The sequence below is a fragment of the Kothea flammea genome (assembly GCF_052161645.1).
In the GTDB taxonomy this organism is placed as follows: domain Bacteria; phylum Planctomycetota; class Planctomycetia; order Pirellulales; family Pirellulaceae; genus Laterigemmans.
Genome location: NZ_CP197414.1, coordinates 5175781 through 5193967 on the forward strand (window position 1 = coordinate 5175781; position 18187 = coordinate 5193967).

General features: G+C 56.3%; 9 protein-coding genes. 6 read left to right on the forward strand and 3 right to left on the reverse strand.

The window, feature by feature from the left end; genetic code table 11:
- Window positions 1-104: 104 nt before the first annotated feature.
- Complete coding sequence (locus SH139x_RS19345; RefSeq protein ID WP_488351410.1) at window positions 105-1598, forward strand: hypothetical protein; 1494 nt, start codon at window positions 105-107, stop codon at window positions 1596-1598.
- A 135-nt stretch (window positions 1599-1733) separates the two neighbouring features.
- On the opposite strand, the gene ndk is transcribed toward SH139x_RS19345, so the two are convergent.
- A complete protein-coding gene (gene ndk / locus SH139x_RS19350) occupies window positions 1734-2192 on the reverse strand; it encodes a nucleoside-diphosphate kinase (protein WP_488351411.1) in 459 nt (152 codons plus the stop codon).
- Window positions 2193-2400: 208 nt separating this feature from the next.
- Here ndk and SH139x_RS19355 point away from each other — a divergent pair, with 208 nt between their 5' ends.
- The 5 genes from SH139x_RS19355 (at window position 2401) to SH139x_RS19375 (ending at window position 13109) form a co-directional block, all read left to right on the forward strand.
- The gene (locus SH139x_RS19355; RefSeq protein WP_488351412.1) at window positions 2401-3897 is read left to right on the forward strand and encodes a serine/threonine protein kinase; all 1497 of its coding nucleotides are present in this window, start codon (window positions 2401-2403) and stop codon (window positions 3895-3897) included.
- 120 nt (window positions 3898-4017) lie between these two features.
- On the forward strand, window positions 4018-5193 hold the full coding sequence (locus SH139x_RS19360; protein ID WP_488351413.1) for a TlpA family protein disulfide reductase: 1176 nt from the start codon (window positions 4018-4020) through the stop codon (window positions 5191-5193).
- Between the two features lie 253 nt (window positions 5194-5446).
- Complete coding sequence (locus tag SH139x_RS19365) at window positions 5447-6664, forward strand: tetratricopeptide repeat protein (protein ID WP_488351414.1); 1218 nt, start codon at window positions 5447-5449, stop codon at window positions 6662-6664.
- A 148-nt stretch (window positions 6665-6812) separates the two neighbouring features.
- Window positions 6813-8819 carry a molybdopterin-dependent oxidoreductase gene (locus SH139x_RS19370; protein ID WP_488351415.1) on the forward strand — a complete coding sequence of 669 codons (2007 nt, stop codon included), beginning with the start codon at window positions 6813-6815 and terminating at the stop codon, window positions 8817-8819.
- A gap of 273 nt (window positions 8820-9092) precedes the next feature.
- On the forward strand, window positions 9093-13109 hold the full coding sequence (locus SH139x_RS19375; protein WP_488351416.1) for a hypothetical protein: 4017 nt from the start codon (window positions 9093-9095) through the stop codon (window positions 13107-13109).
- Window positions 13110-13198: 89 nt separating this feature from the next.
- On the opposite strand, the gene SH139x_RS19380 is transcribed toward SH139x_RS19375, so the two are convergent.
- Together SH139x_RS19380 and SH139x_RS19385 are read right to left on the reverse strand one after the other, a co-directional pair.
- The gene (locus SH139x_RS19380; protein ID WP_488351417.1) at window positions 13199-15859 is read right to left on the reverse strand and encodes a hypothetical protein; all 2661 of its coding nucleotides are present in this window, start codon (window positions 15857-15859) and stop codon (window positions 13199-13201) included.
- Between the two features lie 66 nt (window positions 15860-15925).
- The gene (locus SH139x_RS19385) at window positions 15926-18151 is read right to left on the reverse strand and encodes an outer membrane protein assembly factor BamB family protein (RefSeq protein ID WP_488351418.1); all 2226 of its coding nucleotides are present in this window, start codon (window positions 18149-18151) and stop codon (window positions 15926-15928) included.
- Window positions 18152-18187 lie beyond the last annotated feature (36 nt).

Genomic DNA, 18187 nt, shown 5'->3' on the forward strand with positions numbered 1-18187 from the left:
TTTTAAGCCCCGCAAAGCCACTTTCGTCGATATATTCGTTGGGATGATTAGTCGATGAGCCACGTGATGCGCGTCGAATCGGGTGAACCTCGGAGCTGAATTCCATGAATCCCCAACGTCAAGGATCGATTTGTTTGCTGCTGGGATTATTTGCCTTGGGCGGCTACGTGTTGCTCGAGCAAACGATCAGCAGTCCAACTGTTTTCACAAGCCGAGGTACGCCGCCCGCGCTGACGGCGAATCCCGCCTCTTTCCAAACCTTCACGAAACTCGCGAGAGTTGGTCGCGTACGGCAATATCAAGGCCGTCTAATTCGCCGCACAGTAACCGGGACGGTGCACTACGACTGGCTCGTTAAGGTATTTGATTTGCCCGCACAAGCGAACGGTTTGCGCCCCATCGTGGTGCACAGCCAGCAATCGCCCCGCAGCGGCTGGAGCTGGTTTGATTCGCCGCCGCCGCAGCGAGAGCGATCATTGGTCGCTTGGCTCGATCACCGCGGCGAGGTGGCACAGCAATTTCTTCCGCCGGGGGAAACGAGTCGACTTGATCCGCTCGACTGGCTGTTTCATCAAGCGGATGCCACAAGTGACAACACAGCCACTGCCGGCAGCGTTAGGGCGGTTTCTGGGGAGACGAGTATGCAAATGCGAATCGAGGGGATTCGGCGTCGCTGCAAAATTGACTACGACAAAGACAGCAAGCTGGCGAAACGTTTCTCCCTTGAGGCGAGGCAGAAATCGACCACCACGAACGTCAGCCTAACGGCGGCTTTAGAGATAGTCGACACCGGCGAGCTAAGTGCCGAGATGGCCCAGCAGTTGTTGCACGATTTGAACTTGTGGCAAACGGGCTGGAAAGCGACTCACTCGGTGACGGATATCGCTTCGCTGGTCGGCGGCAACAATGAACAGGAATTCGACCACTTGATTAAAGCATACCGCGCTCAAATAGGGGAGCTGGTCGACAACAGCCTGCATCCGGCAACGACCATCGGCATCCGCCAAGCGTTGGTAGCACAGGGTCTCATTCCCAACCGCTTGCGGAGTGCAATTGGAGTGGGGCAGCAGTTACTGGCTCGTGGTCCTCTGCGATGGGCGACGCGAGACGCAACTGGTGAAAGGTATGACACCGCCGAATCATGGGGCCGCATCACCGTGCTGGGCTTCGTCGCTTTTGGAGCCCCCGAAGCTGCCAAAATGCTGGACAACATGGTGACCTTGCAACGACGTTTTGGCCACCAGCGGCTGAACGTGCTCGCCTTTTCGACCGACTATCGCGGCGAGGATACGCAGCGGATGGCCATGTCATTGGCCGACGAAGTGCCCGTGCTTTACGGAATCCCGGTGGCCAACGAGTTGAACTTGTATGGTGCCGGGATGCCCGCCTTGATTATCACCGATTCAAATGGCAACGCCCGCTATCTGCATGCCTGGCAGACCCATTCGGACTTGGAGGTTGTCGCTCGCCAGATCGAGGGCCTGCGGCTGGAAGAAAAGCTGCGAGCTGGCGATCTGGTGGAACAATTGTCGAGGCAAACTGGGCTGTTGGCGCTAGGCGATCAAGTTGGACGTCTGTTTCGCGGGCAGGTTAACTGAGCATGCCCGACGTCGCTAAGACCGCCAAGACCGCAGCCAGCAGCAGCACCGCAAGCAGCAACACCGCCTGTTATTTGCCAACAGATCGCCGAGCTAGATGAGCGGTTGGTCGGGTCGCACTTTCGTCTGCGGCCCCTACTCGTCGGCCGCTCGCATCATCGGAGTCAGCAGCAGGTTCGAGTCGCACAGTTCGTCACTTTGGAAATAGAGTGCGATCTCTCGAGCTGCGGATTCCGTACTATCGGAAGCGTGGACTAAGTTCATTTGGCGGCTGCTGCTATAATCGCCGCGGATGGTCCCGGGCGCCGCTTTGAGGCCGTTGGTCGCTCCCAGCATTTCCCGCACAACGCCGATTGCTTCCAGCCCTTCGAGCACCATGGCCACGATCGGCGAAGCGGTGATGAATGCCTCGAGTCCTGGGTAGAAGGGCTTTTCGGCGTGTTCCGCGTAGTGCTGCCGGGAGAGCTCGGGCGTGACTTGTAGCATTTTCATGGCGACGATGTTCAGCCCTTTGTTCTCAAAGCGGCTCAGGACGGCACCGATCAATCGACGTTGGACGCAGTCGGGTTTGAGCAGGACAAGTGTGCGTTGCATGTTTTTATTGCAATCAAGCGGGAGGAAAGCAGGAAGATAGAAGGTTGAAAGGCACGGATTATTCCGCACGACTGGCAATTGTGCAGGCTGAAAGCCAAATCGTGAAGACCACCGCGACTCTGAATCCACCAGAATTGCCCGTTGAGGTATAAGATGAGAGAGTAACTTTGGTGGTCGTTCGCTTCCAAATGTCCCCTCAGGCACTGCATTGACCCAGTTTGAACCACAAATTCGCAGTATTTTTCGCGAAGCCGCTCTCCGCAGTGGTTTGGTGTCTGTTGAATTATGGGAGACCGTCGCCGCTAAGGTGGCCAGCCAAGCCGCCGGAAAATCCGCCGAATGGGTGGATGAGACAGTTGCCAAACGGCTCGTGCAAAGCGGTCATCTAACGCCCTACCAGGCTGCCCAGCTGCAAAGTGGCCGAACGAAACTGAATCTCGGCCCCTACATCATTACTGATTGGATTGCTCAAGGCGGGATGGGGCAAGTTTTCAAGGCGGTTCACAACGTAATGGGGCGGGAATCGGCGGTAAAAGTCTTGCCGTTGGAGAAAGCCACAGAGGAAGCGAGGAAAGGTTTTCTGCATGAAATCCGCCTGCAGGCTGGGCTCGATTGTCAATATTTGGTGCGCGCTTACGATGCCGGACAAGATGGCAACGTGCACTACTTGGTGACGGAATATGTGCCCGGCACCGACTTGCGCCGGTTGGTTCGTCAACGTGGCATGTTGAGTCAAGCCGAAGCGGCCGTCGTCATCATGCAAGCCGCATTGGGACTCGACTACGCCCACCGCCAGGGTTTGATTCATCGCGACGTCAAACCGGGCAACTTGTTGGTGACTCCTGATGGCCAAACGAAAGTGTCCGACGTGGGGCTGGCCGCCTGGGCGACTGCCTTGGGGGACGATCCTCGCGCGGGTAAGATCGTGGGAACCGCCGACTACTTGTCCCCGGAGCAAATCCGCAGCCCCCGCGACGTCGGTCCGGCGACTGACATCTATTCACTCGGATGCACCTTGTATTACGCGATTTGCGGCAAAGTACCTTTCCCAGGCGGGGATACTTCGTCGAAATGTCGCCGGCATTGTGAAGAAACGCCCTGGCATCCCCGCAAGTTCGCGCCCGATTGCAGCGAAGAATTTGTCGAACTGATCGCCGACATGATGGAGAAAGATCCCGGCCGCCGAATTTCCACGGCCGCCGAGGTTGCCGAACGTTTAGAACCGTGGGCCGAAGAGGTGGCTGGCCCCGTGCAAAGGCCGCTTGTCCGCCGCGCATGGACCGCCCCGCCGCCGCCGGCTGACGATGCTGGACCGCCGCTGCCCGCTTCACCTTGGGGCGAAGCATCCGATTCTGACGGCTCCCAAGGCTCTGATCGCGAACCACCGGCGACGGTTTTGCCCAGTTCCAATCCGGCAACCGCGAATTTTCCAGCCGCTAATTTTGGGGCAGCCGGCACTGGCTTGCCCGGGGTACCCAGCCTCAGCGGCTCCTCCCCTGACGACCCGGGAAGCCCAAAGCCCCCCGCAGCGGCTCACTTACCCGACTGGCAAACAGCCTCCTCGGTTGCTGCCGCTGTTCGCCCAAACAGCCTCTCGGGCAGACAAGTTTGGGCGCGGATCGCAATCAGCTTGGCAATTGCTATCCCGCTGGCGATGCTCGTCGGCGCGTTGCTCGGCTTCTTTATCCGCGATTACATCGAATAAAGTGGCTGGCTTTCCCTTATCCAAGTGGAGGGCTAAATTGGTGCTCGCGAGATTTGCTCGTGATCTGCCCAGGTGCCATCATCATCCGGGCTGCCAATTACTTTTAAGGAGTTCTGTTGCATGTCAGTAACGATGTTAGCCTTGGTCCTCGCATTCGGCGGCATCATTGCCGACGGAGTGAAATCCAATTTTGTGCCCAAGGGGGTTACTCAAAAACTGGGGGGCTACAGGCCGATTCCAGCCGAATTGTCAGAAACTGGGGAAAACGTCCAACAACCCCCCGCTGACCTGGAGACACCCAAGTTTGGTCAACTGAAACTGGATGGCAAACTGTTTGGCTTCATTCTCGTCGAGCCCACTGAGGAAGACGCCGAAGCGACACTGTACGTTGACGCCAACGCGGACGGCGACTACACCAACGACCCCGAAGTCGAGTGGAACCCGAGGAAAATCGGCGCATACACACAATACAGTGGCACCACGACTGTCGAGTTAGGCGAAGGTCGAGTTGGCAGCGTCAACATGTATCGTTTTGACCCCACCGATGCACGCCGCGCATCGGCGAAAAACCTGCTCCTTTACTACGCGGACTTTGGTTACGAGTACAGTTTTGTCCTCGACGGTCAAGAGGTCAGCACGTTTGCCGCCGGTGGTGTTTCCGACGGTGAAACGCTGACGATCGATCGAAATCAAGATGGCAAGATCAGCCGCAATTTTGAAGCCCTGACCGTCGGCAAACCTTTTAACTTTACTGGCACCACCTACTTACTTAGCTCCAGCGAAGATGGTTTAAAGCTTGCACCAGCCGACGTGGAGTTGCCTCAGACGCCGCTACCTCCCGATTTGCGAGTGGGAAAGCAAACGCTTGCTTTCACCGCCACGACGATGGACGGCAAGACGGTTAATTTCCCGAAAGACTATGCTGGCAAGATCGTGATGCTCGATTTCTGGGCAACTTGGTGTGGTCCGTGTATCGGTGAAATCCCGCACATGAAGGCGGCTTACACGGAGTGGCACGATAAGGGCTTCGACATTCTCGGTGTGAGCTTTGATGGTGAAGGCGAAGAAGACAAGGTCAAAACATTCCTTGAGGAACGGGAACTGCCCTGGGCGCAAATCTACGAAGGTAAAGGGTGGAATACCGATCTGGGTACCCAGCACGACGTTAGCGGCATACCCTTTGTGTTACTGATTGACGGTGACACGGGCGAGATCTTGGCCAACGCCACTCAACTGCGGGGAGAAGGGTTGCCCGAGTTTATCGGCGAAGTGCTGGCAAAGCGTAGCGAAGAGTAAATTAGCCTATGTTCGCTGCGAACCGCAGCGACCGCCGCTCTATTTTATTTGGAATGCCCGTGAGATCTCGATCGGTCCACGGGCATTTTTGGTTTGCGTTTTTATTGTTTTTTTCAACTTCATTTTCCAATCAGTGCTGAACACCCACAAACGCGAAAGCGACGAAAAACACGGCTAGCGGCAAGCCGGCTAATAGCCTTCGGTTTTCGGACAGGTGCTCGGCCTCGCATGTCCATCGCCACCAGGGGCGTTTATGATCAATTATGATGATGAAGATTATATCGCTGCCCGCGAGGCGTTGATCGAGGGCGATCTCGATACCACTCGCAGCATTCTTAAACGGATGCTCGCCGGCAATCCCGACAGTCTCGAAGCGACCGAACTGTGTGGTGACTTGGCTCACGCAATGGGAGATTTTAACAAAGCCGAGCGGTTATACCTAAAACTTGCCAAGTTATCCGATGACCCGTTAACACAAGCCACTTCGCAATTAAGCCGAGGAATCTTGGCCTCCGAACTAAGGCAGCACGATCAAGCGAAATCGTTACTCGGCGCGGCCGCCGAGGCCTTTGGGGAAATGGGAGTAGTTGATCAGCAAGCCCTGGCGTTGGGAAATCTAGGCACAGCCTGTTTGGACGCTTGCGATCTGTTAACAGCCGAAGATGTTTTACTGCAAGCGATTGATTGTTATACCGAATGCGAAGACTTTGATTCGGTTGCCCTCGTTTGCGCTGACTTGGCTTCCGCCTATCGCATGATGGGACGTTTGCAACAAGCGGAAGAAATGTTTCACCGGGCGATGGATATGTTCGAGACGCTGGACCAACAAATCCACGTTGCCAACTGTCTTGATGGCTTAGGCATTATTCACCAAGTACGAAGTGAATATGAGCAAGCGGAAGCCATGCATCTGGCGGCAGTTGCTATCAATCAGAATTTGGACTGCGAAGAAGGGCTCTCGGTAAACTACGGCAATCTGGCGATCCTTTGCCAGCATCAATCTAATTTCAGCAAAGCGATCGAGTACCTTGAGTTAGCCTATCAACTTGACCGCGAAACGGATCGCGAGGATGGCGAAGCTGATTACTTGGCAAACTTGGGCGATATCAAACGCGAACAAGGAAAGTTGGATGAAGCCGAAAATTTGCTGCTAAAGGCCATCAAATGCGAGAAGGAATTCGGCGATGCGGAAGGTTTAGCTTGCACCTATCAAAAACTGTCGTTGGTATATCGTGAGCAGAATCGGCTTGAGGAATGTGAGAAATTAACCGAGCGGGTTATCAAGATGGTTGATGAGATTGGCCAAGTGGATGCTTTGGCCGGCGCGTTAAATGAATTTGGCGTGCTCCGTCAGCGACAGGGACGAGCTCAGGAAGCCGCGGAACTGTGGCAGCGCAGCCTTTCCATTTATGAACAACTGGAGAGCAAGCGGATGATTGAAGAAGTGAAAAAGCAGTTAGAATCGCTTTAGAAATCTTCGCACAATCAGCCGCAGCGCGCCAGCGTGCGGTTCCACGAAACCGTGAGCTCGCGCTCAACGGCCGATACAGCCGAAAGGCGATACTCATTCTCAGATCGTTCCTTAGCTCGCGTCCGTTCCATAATCTTGCAGGTGAGAGATGAAGTCGAGATTGCCGACGATCTGTGCGTTGGACTGCCCAGATACATGTGCTTTGCAAATTACGGTGGAAGATGGCCGCGTGGTGAAACTGGAGGGGGATGCTGATCATCCGATCACACGAGGTTTTGCTTGTGTCAAGATGTATCGTTATCCCGAGCGCCAGGAACACGCGGACCGCTTGTTGCTGCCACAAAAACGCATTGGTGGAAAAGGGGAAGGGCGGTTCGCCGCGATCTCTTGGGACGAGGCGTTGGATGAAATTGCCGATCGCCTGCGAGGCCTCGTCGACGAACATGGCGGGGAGTCGATTTTGCCATATTGTTACGCTGGTACGATGGGCAAAATTGAGGGCAATCATCCATTGGCTTTCTTTCGCGCATTGGGTGCGCTGGAATTGGATCAAACCGTCTGCGCGGCGACCGGCGGGGCGGCTTGGGAGGCAAATTACGGACCTGCGAAACTCAGCCCCGCTCCGGCTGACGTCGTCGATTCGCGGCTGATCATTCTTTGGGGTATCAATGCCCTCCGCAGCAACTCGCACTTTGCACCCTGGCTGAAAGAGGCCCGCAAGCGAGGTGCTTACTTGCTGCACATCGATCCGTTTCGCAACGAAACCAGCCGTTTCGTCGACGAGCATTGGCAGTTGCGGGTTGGCACCGACGCGGCCCTGGCATTGGCGATCGGTCGCGAGATTCTGGTCAACCAGTGGCATGACGAAGATTATTTAGCCCGACACGCCCACGGCCTGGATGACTATTTCCAAGCCTGCCAGCCGTGGACTTTGGAGCGAGCCGCCGAGTACTGCGACGTGCCGCTGGAGTCATTGCGATCGCTGACCGCTCGTTTTGGGCAAACTAAAAGCGCCTTCATCAAGGTTGGCTATGGCATGACCCGCAACGAAGGCGGGGGGAACGCCGTGCGAGCGATCACGCTATTGCCGGCCCTGATTGGCGCCTGGCAGCACCCGGGTGGCGGCGCCGCACTTTCGACCAGCGGTGGTTTTCCACTAAACATGGCGACCGTCGAGGGGCAACATTTGCAACGTCCCGACGTGCGGCATGTCAACATGAATGAACTGGCCAGCGAACTCACTGACGCCCAGCGGCGGATTCGGGCGCTGGTGGTTTTCAACTCCAATCCAGCCGCCATTGCTCCCAACACCTCGGGCGTGCTAGCCGGTCTACGGCGCGAAGATTTGCTGACCGTGGTGCTCGAACACTTTCAAACCGACACTGCCGATTACGCAGACTTTTTGCTCCCGGCGACAACGTTTTTGGAGCACCCCGACCTTTACACATCGTACGGCCACTACTACCTGCAATGGGCCGATCCGGTGGTGCCCGCGCGTGGCGAGTGCCGCCCCAACAGCTGGATTTTTGCACAGCTGGCCCAGCGACTGGGGCTCAGCGACGAGAGCCTGTATTGGTCCGCCGAGCAGTGCGCCGAGAATATGCTGGCCAGCGATCATCCCTGGCTGGATGGGATCACATGGCCACGACTTCGCCGAGAGCGTTCGCTGCGGTTAAATTTGCCTCAACCATTTCGTCCCTACAGCCAGGGGAGCCATTTTCCCGACGGCAAAATTCGCTTCTCGCCGCCCCCACAGCAATTAACTTTCGAGGAACAACCTGAGGAAGCGTATCCGTTCCGGCTGATCTCGCCGCCGGGGACCTATATCCTCAACACCTCGCTGGGGAATCTGGAGAGTTTACGGAAGTTGGCGGGCGGGCAACCTCAAGTCATGATGCACCCCGACGACGCGACACCGCTGGGTATCGTCGATCGGCAAACCATCGAAATTCGCAGTCGTTACGGCAGCATTCGGCGGCAGGTGTTGGTCAGCACCGACGCGGCCCGCGGAACCGTCGTGGCACTTGGCCAATGGTGGGCAAAATTTGCTCCCGACGGACGCAGCCTTAATCATTTGACCAGCGAACGGTTGACCGATCTGGGCGGGGGCAGCACGTTTGGTAACCCAGTGGTTCATTGTCAGCCAGTGGAATAGGCATCCTGCCTGTAAAGTGGAATAGGCATCCTGCCTGTAAAGTGGAATTGGCATCCTGACTGTAAAGTGGAATTGGCATCCTGCCTGTAAAGCTAAATTGGCACTTGCGTGCCGGGTGTGCGGCTATTTTCCCTACGGAGTTACTTTAGCCGTGCCAGCCCTTGGGCTGATTTACTGCGGGGAGCTGGCGGGCCCCGCCTAGACCATTCGCCGGCGCTTTCCTAGATTAAGTCTGTCGAATTTCCTTGCCCGCCACTTTTTGTCGCCGGTTCTATGGCCGCTGCCCAGCCCACGCCGCCGCCCGACCGCATCGCTCAGATCGCGGGCTATATCAATTTTTCCTCCGGGCATGCCGACCCCGTCACGCTCAGCAATTTAAATTATTTGCATGGTGTGGCCGCCGCGGGAGATCCGTTTTCAGGGATGCCACCTTGGCTGGTGGTTGGTCAGTGGTTGCGTGACGCGGCCGATCAGCTTGAGGGTACCACGGCGGCGTTTGCAGATTTATCGCAGTTGCGGTCGGTGACGCGGCTGGTATGGAGCGATTTGCTGCCCGCTTTCATCGATTTCCATCGAGATCTGCTGTTCCATCAAGCACCCGAGGGAATCTTCAACGGTTTTTTCTTGGGGCGTTGCGTGGAAGCGGTGCTCCGCCAGGGTGCTCCCTGGGACGACTCGGCACGCATTGTCGATCGCGCAATCAGCCACCTCAATGATTTCGTTGGTTTCCGACCGGTGGCTCAATTGGAGAACCGTGCCTGCGAACCCTATCGCCACGAATGGGTCCGTCCCATCCCGCTGTACATTGCCGGGGCGGGAGTCGCTGAAGTCCCTTATCGCAACTTGATTTCGCGTTCGATGTCGATTTTGCGAGAGACCGATCCGTCGATTTTGCGAGCTGCGCAGTTCGACTTGGAACAGCTCGACGAGCTGGCTTTTGATCCCCGTGCTTATGATTTCGACCATCCGGTCAACAGTCGGCCCAACTATCACTTCGGTGGCTGGGATCCAAATCTGGTCGACGGCGATGGACGCTACCGGCGATTTGTGCTGCAGCAGGTAACGATCGACGCCTTACTTAGCCGCGTGGTTACACCTCCGGGACGCCAGCCCGATCCGACGGCCCCCAGTCGCGACCAATTAATGACCGAGGCGGCCGCCGTCTTGGCTGGTACCATGTTGATGGCTTCGGGAATCAGCGGCTGGGGCCCAGCCGCTTACGATTCAACCGTCACGTTGGAATCGTTGATGCCACCGATTGCCGCTTATCGAGACGCTTTCTACCACGATGTTTTGCATCGCATGGAAGGCGAGCACGCCGAACGCTTGCAGGCCGAAGCCGAGCTGCGGAGGCAGCCCTTCGGTGCGGCTCGCCAACACCTCAACGCGGCTCTCGCCCACCGGCGAGCGAAACAACTACAGCATCTTTACTTGGCTCGCACCTACGCGCGAATGGGTTATCCCGACGCGGCCAAGCGTCAAGCGGATGTGGTCACGGTGCCGTCGGCCCGCTTGACCTGCCGCATCGATTGTTTGCTAACGTTGGGGATGCGTAATTTGAATCGAGGCCGTTTGGCGGAAGCGGCCGAAGTCCCTCAGCAGGCAATGGAATGGATTCATCGTGGCATCGAGTGCGGCGCTTTGGTCGATCCTTGGAACATTCTCGGCTTTGCGGGAAATTTCACCCGCTTTCATGGTCCTGAGAGTGGCACCCACGATCATCGGGTCGACGATCTGATTTCCATGATGGAACAGCTGTTCGGATACATCGCGGCGGTCTGGAGCGAAGCAGCCGCGCAGGATGATGCCGAGCTTTACGAAGCAATGGAAACGCAGTTTGACGAAGCTGCCAAGTGGTGGCGAAAGTATGCCGCTCACACCGTCGAATCGCTGCAAGCGGTCGATCCTCAAGATAGTTTCGAGTCAGCGCGCTTAGTGGCGCGAGCCTTGCGACTTTGGCATCGCGGTGGTGCGGCGGCTGGCGACGTTAAATTTTGGGCCCCGCATGCGGAACTGTTCGACTCGCCCAAAGCCTACGCGTTGGTTGTCGACGCGCTGCTGCACCGGCAAGACTTTGTCGCTTCGATGGCGCTGCTGGTGCATTGGCTGGGGAATGCCGAGGAGGTGGGTCTGCGGCGTGGTAACAGCTCGCTCCCTTTGCTAGCCGAACGCTGGCTGATGCGGTTGCGGACAGAATGTCATGCCAGCGAGGAGCTCCGCCCCGCCTCGGTTCCGCGGCCTTGGTCGTTGGTGCGGAAGTTTTTTGATTACCTCGAAGCCAACGCCGAGTCATTTTGGTCGCCGCCCGAGTTTCGGCTCGGCCAACGTCCCCAGCACCGCAACTGGGACCACGAACTGGAAGCCAGTGACGAAGACGAAGATGATTTGTTCGGTGCGGCTTACGAGGGCATGACCTATCGGGACACGACCGACGATGGCATCGATGGAGCGATTTTCGAGTATGACGAGGGCAGCCAAGACGAATTGGAAGCCGAATCACGTCGCCTCAACGATCATCTTCAATTCTTAGAGTCACTTTCCCGCATGTGGATCGTGGCGGGCGACATGCGAGAAATTGCCCAAGCCGAAGCGGCGGCCAACGACGATGCGGCAGCCGTTTCTTGGCGGCAAGAAACGCTGGCGACTTGGGCTCGCAGCGCGGCCGAAAACCGCAGCGGTTTATTAGCCTTGCTGGCCGCGGTCAGCGAATACGAAATTCGTCCCGGTGGTGCCGACGGCGACTCCATGTCCCGCTATGACCGTCGCCGCTTGGTGCGTGACGCCCTGCTGGAAAGAATCATCAGCACCAGCGTCGACATGTCCGACGCGCGGCGGCTGCTGGTGGGGATGCTGTTGGCGGATGCCGGTGAAAGCCCTGAGCCCGGCGAATTAATCGCCGCGATGGGAGATGATGACGCCCGCGCGGTCCGCTTGTTCGCCGCTTTGATCGCCGGTGATAAAGCGGTCGTCGGCGAACAATTCCCCGCTTTGCTGGCGGCCATTCAATCAAAAAACCTGCTTTATATTCCGCTCAGCCGGGGTGGCGATCCCGTTAAGATCGTGGCCGCCCGTTTGCGCCAACGCGTGCTCACCCACTTGCTGCAGTGGTTGCCAAGACGCGGCCATTTTGTCGAAGGATGTCGGTTGCTGGAAACGGCGCGGTCGATGGAACAACAGAATCCCATCGGCCCCGGAGCGGTCACGGAATTTGATAACCTGTTTCGCATTGGCTTCCGTTCGCTGGTGCAGTCATTGGTCGATACGGTCCGCGGCTGGCAGGATTTGGAAAAGCCCGATGAAACCGTGATTCCTCTGTTGGAGAAATTGACCGAGACGCTGCTGGGCAGTTGGCTGGCACACAGCCGCACGTTGCGACTTTCTGCTCTGGAGGTCGTTTCAGAACCCAAGGCCTGGGATCAGTTAGTCAACTTTGTGCGACGTTATGGCGATCCCGTCTTTACGCAAACATTTCTCAAGCTGTCCAACGTTCGCGCGATCTTACATCAAGGGGTCAATCGATGGCTTGAACGGCTCCGCGACGACCCGGCCGAAGCGGAGGATTGGCGACTCGTGCAAGACCTCGGTGGCCCGCTGTCGCCCGATATTGCCGAACGCTATCTCAGCATTGTGTTTGAAGCGATCTTTGAACATCACACGGAGTACCGCGACTATAACAGCACGACGACGCAGAGCGACCGCGGCGAAATGATCTACATGTTCCTGGACTTCCTGCGACTGCGAGTCCGCTATGACCGCATCGCTTGGAATCTGCGTCCCGTGATGTGGGCGCATGAGATCTTGGTGCGATCGGGAATGGAGCCGGCTGCCTCACTGTGGAGACGTTCGCTCTCGGACCGAATCGGTGCGGAAGCGGAGATCTACGTGCAGAAACTTCGCGAGATGCAGCAGTCTTACTCGATGCAGATGCCTACGGTATCAGACCGCATTTTAGAACGGTTTGTGCAACCGATGACGATCGACCGCATGGAAGCCCTGGTCGCCCCGGCGATCGAAGACGCGGAATTGGGACGCGAGAGTCGCGCGTTCGAAATTATCGAGCAGGAGGCGGACTTGCTTACCCGGCATCCCACGGGTGCTGGTCTGGACGTACCAGCATGGTTAGCTGCGATCGATGACGAAGTGGAAACGGTATTGCAGCGTCGCGAGATCGGAGACTTTGATGGCGAGAACTTGCTCTCCATTGAGCAAGAAATTCTAGACATTAAAAATCTTGAAGATCAGCTATCAGCCGCTCGTCGCCAGGGCCGGCGGTTGCCTTATATGAAATAAATTAATTGCAGAGCGATTGTCCCCAATCGCTTGCGGGACCGCACAGTGTAGAGCGATTGTCCCCAATCGCTTGCTCGGCTACACTCCGATCACTGCAGCAAAGCCACGGCGGCCAACCGCAGTCGCTCGAGCCCGCCGGCCTGCAAGCGTGCGAAACCGGTGGTACCAGCGTCCTCCGTGTTTGTCTGCTGAACGGTCGCATTCAAGTCAACATACTGCTCGACAAAACTTCGCATTTGGGCCTGCGACCATCCCCGACGTTGCTTGACGAGATTCAGGTACTCAATTAGCTGCTGGGCTTCGCGATAAGCCTTCAAGCGAAGCGAATGACGAATCACCGTCTCGCCCTCGGTGTTTTGATCAAAAATAAAGATTCCCAATTGATCGGCTTCACGGAGCGCCCGTCCACTCTTATCAACAGTCTGCCAAGGCACAATTCCCGTGGCTCCAGATTGCCAAGCATCAAGCGCCCAAGCTTGAATGTTGCGATTGCTATCGTGGATCTGATTGGAAGTACCGTAAACCCAAGCCCGTAATCCGTCCAGCTCCAAACGGTCGGTTACCAACCGGCGGTAGTTTTGGAAAGCTGAGGTGGAAACGATCCACAGATCGTCGCGGTCATCCAATTCACCGCGGGTGTACTCGGGGCGAGAGATATCGATGCGGTAATCAATCCGCGCGGTGGATGCCAAATCTCGCTCACGCTCACGCCCTTGATCGGTCAACTCGCCGTAAAACCGCAGCGCTCGATAATCCCAATAACTGGACGGTTCATCGAGAATCCAAGGGGCCTTGGTGGGCTCATCGAGCGACCCTTTGTTGTTGAAGTAAACTTGAAAGCCCGCTTTGTGCCAGCCCTTGGCATCGGCTAGCTGAGCAAAATCTTTGAGAATGTTGACGTAAGTCCGCGCGTAAGCAGGTTGGTCTGCAAAAGCCAAGTAAGCGTCGGGGTTGCCATTAAAGAACGCGCGGCAATTCAGTGGCCAGCTTTCATGAAACGTCAAATAAAAACCGGGCACAGGCAGCGGGCCACGATGTCCGTCTTGAAACAACGATCCGTCCAGGACGGGGCCAAAAGCTTCGCTGAAGTCATCCCAGAATGCCGCGGTGTCGCCTGGTTGAATGTCATCATATCGTTTGTTGTCCATCCGGCGGCCGGAACGCAAACGCATATCGAGCGAACTCTTTCGCGCCCCCGGAGCGGCCGTGTGATGTGAATAATGCAGCACGTTAGCATGCACGCGATGATCATAAGCGACCCGCTGCAAGGCATAATAATCACTGACGTGATCAGGGAGACCGTAACTGTTCATCTCGCAAAAAAAACTAGCCTCACGCGGCAATGCGAAAGGCTGTACGGAAATCTCAATCGGGATCATTCGACCGTCGGAAACAGTCAGTTCTCCGCGACGTAGCCCGGCGCTGGCGTCAAACGGAATAAAGATATCCACCACAACGACTTGATCGGAGTCTTTCCGCAAGCGAATGGAGTCGGGTAAAGGCAACAGCGGATCGGGAATACTGCGGCCGTTGGCCATCACATAAGCCGCTTGATACAGATCAATCCGCAACTGCGGCTGATCCATCGTCAACCTCACGGAAACAGGCTGTTCCTCCTGGCCACGCAACAGCAGTTGCAAGCCAACCACCTCACCAGCCGCAGCGGTCAGTCGTACCGTGCGGCCGTCATAAATGGGATTATGCGTGCGATAGTCGTTCGGCAACGAGCCAACCGCCGCGGCGGTTGCATCATATTTATCGGTAACCGGAATGACACTCAGGTTGGGCACCGGTTCCGCGTGTTTTGCATGAAATTGTACGTCAGGCTTTTCAACCTTAGTGGGACTAGAAATGCGATCGCTCAGCACGACAGCCTCAGATTGTTGCCCCGTTCGATTAATCGTAACCACCTCGATCTCGCACGCGGCGGCCGCGTCCAGTGAAAATGGCAAGTCTCGCAGGGGAATCGATTGTTGGCTGTTAGCGACTACCAAGGGAATATTGTGCCTGCCCAACGGTTGTCGATTAACGGTTACTTGATACGCGAAACCTTGTGACGGGGCGATGAAACTCAAGCGGGCCGAGTCGCCAGTTGACGATGTTAGCTTGAGGTTTGTTGCTGGCTCCGGTGGAGCCGCTGGTTCATCAGCGACTTCGACTAACAAATAAGGTTTCTTGGCAGCCTGTTCACGGGCAAAGATGGTGGGATTGCGACTGTAATCGGCGGCGTGTTCGTGAATGGCCAAGCCGTGTGAAATCCCGAGCGCCATGACGTGCACCATATCGGCCGGAATTTCCCAATGGTATTTTCCATCTCGAAGCACCGAGTTGGCTTGCTCCACAAGAGTGTGGCTGTTTCCGCCACAGACCGCCGGAAAACGTGCCCCAACGTAGCCCCAATCGATGACGTCATCGCGTCCCGCCGTCAGCGCGCTGGAACGATGTTCATCCCAAGGTGTGGCAATCGTGGAAATGCTCACCGCGGAGATTGACTGCTCACCTTGAAAACAAACCAACGTGGCTTTTTCAATCGTCTTGCCAACGATCGCCGATGTATCAAACTGCATCGCCACGATGTGTTGGTTACCCTTAATGCGGATCCTCCCTTGGGCACCTCCATTTAATTCCCATTCGCCGTCGACCATGACAATCGAGTTGTCAGCGATCGCAGGCAGTTGCACTTGCTCCGCAGCCAGCGGTAAGGCCGAAAAGAGTAAAAGACAACACCATACTGGCAACTTGATCGGCATCACGGAACTCGTGTTAAAGTTGTTATTCGCTGCGTGGGGAAACCGACATTAGGCCGGTTGGAAAGCTTACCGTGACTCGTTTTTAAATGCGAACAAATGTCGTTCGCCGCGGATCAGCAGATAACCTTGGCTGATCGCCGGAGTTGAGAGGGTTGCTTCATCAATAGAAGGGGAACCGATGAGTTCAAACTTTGGGCCGCTGCGAACAATTTTGATGACACCTTGTTCGCTGGGAAAGTAGGTGTGGTTGGCCGATGCCACGGGGGAACCGGTAAAGCTGGACGCACCCTGCCCGCGAATCCGTTCTTTGTACAGTCGGCGCCCCGTTGCCGCAACGTAGCAATCAAGCACGCCGTTGGTGCTGCATACATACAGCAAACCGTTGTGGATAATTGGAGTCGACATGTAGGGCCCACCGCGAAGTTTGGCCCAGACAAAGTCATCCGCCGGCTCTTCGACTTCTCGCAATTCTAGTTGCCCTTCGGCGTCGGCCGCGACCATTGCCAATGGTTGGACCGGTGAATAGCCACTCGCTAACAACACTCCCGAAGGCGTTACCTGCGGGGTGGGGGCAACGATTTCAGAAAACCCACCCACTCGCCATAACTCGCGCCCGTCGCGACTATCATAAGCGGCATTGGCTTGCGTGCCGCTGACCACCACGATTGGCGTGCCAGTGGGCGTCGTGTATGCGACCGGCGAGCCCCAAGTGGGAATCTCTTCACGATCAGTCTTCCAAATAGTCTCACCGGTTTCAAAATCTAAAGCAATTAGAAAACTTTGGTCTTGGATGTCGCACTGCAAGATAAGTCGGTTATCGACTAAGCAGGGGCTACTACCAAAGCCCCACTGATACGTGCGGTCGTAGAACCAACCGCTATCGAGCAAGCCCAAATCTCGCTTCCAAACTTGGTTACCATCGGTGTCATAACAGTAAACACCTTCGGTGCCAAAGCTGGCTACGATCAGACGCCCGTCAGTGACCGGTGTGGCATTCGCGTGACTACTTTTGGCGTGGCGTTTGACTGCTGGGATTCCCTCGTACGCCTCCCGCTCCCAAATCAGCTCGCCAGACTTGAGATCCAAGCAAAGCAAGCGAAACGACCACGGATCGGCTTCAGTCACCGAAGCAACATCGCCGGAGAGCCCCGTTGAAAAACCACTCGCTTGCTCGTTCTTGCTGACCGCCGTGGTGAGGTAGATACGATCTTCCCAAACAATCGGACAGGAGTTGGCCAAGCCGGGAATGGAAGCCTTCCAAGCCAGATTTCTTCCCGTGGAAAGATCCCAGTCGGTAGGGATGTTGGCGTCGCTGCTGATGCCTCGAGCTAAGTAACCGCGAAACCCCGACCAAGGTGTATTCTCGAATTGATAGTCGTCGCGAAAACTCTCTGGAACTTCGGCGAGCCAATCTCGATCGATGTCAAATTCTTCTTCACCCGTTGCGACATCATTAGGTTTATCTGCGGGCGGGGTGTCGGCAATGCGGGAAAACTGATTGCGGTCGGTGCGAAAATGCCGCGTCAGCCCGACGATTTTGCCATCATTATCTCGCTTGAAGACCAATTTGGTGAGGCCCGCCTCGAACTGATCGTCGGCGGTTTGATAGACAGTTTGCTTGGAGCCGATGTCGCCTAATTTGAAGGCCAGTGTTTGGTCGCTGGCGGAAACCAGCAATCCTTGGCCTTGTTTATCCTCAAAGTAGCCCACGAATTCATCGAGCGTCTCGGGATCGACCGCTGGCAGTTCGCGCATGTCCTGCGGCAAGTTTTCTAGCAATTGCTCGAGCAGCTGCGTTCGCTTCTGAGCACGAGCTAAGATGGCCGCATTGCGAATAGCATCATTATCCAAAGTGTGGGCAGCCAAGATTGCCGAGACCACCTCTGTCTTATTTTGTTGAATTGCCCTGCTGAGGGTCGCTATTGAGTCATCTGCGCCCGCATTAACGAGTTCAGTGATCGTCGCATGTTGTTTGCGGATCACCGCCCAGCTCATAGGCGTAAATCCATAAAATCGATCTCTCACGCTGGGGTTGGCTCCTTTCTCCAGCAACAACTCGGCGATCTCTGGATGGCTATGTTCAACTGCCAGCAGCAGCGCGGTCACGCCGTATCGATTTGCCGCATCAACTGGCACGTCAGCATCAAGACACGCTTGCACGCGAGGCAAATCGCCCCCGGCGGCGGCACGCCAAAGATCGTTTTCACCGGGCGTTTCCGCCGCTAGAGACGTGTGGATGACGGCGAACAAGTGAGCGAACAAAATCGCGAGAAGGGACGCCCAGCGGACCATGATGCGGACTCAATCAGCGGATAGAAGAACGTCAAA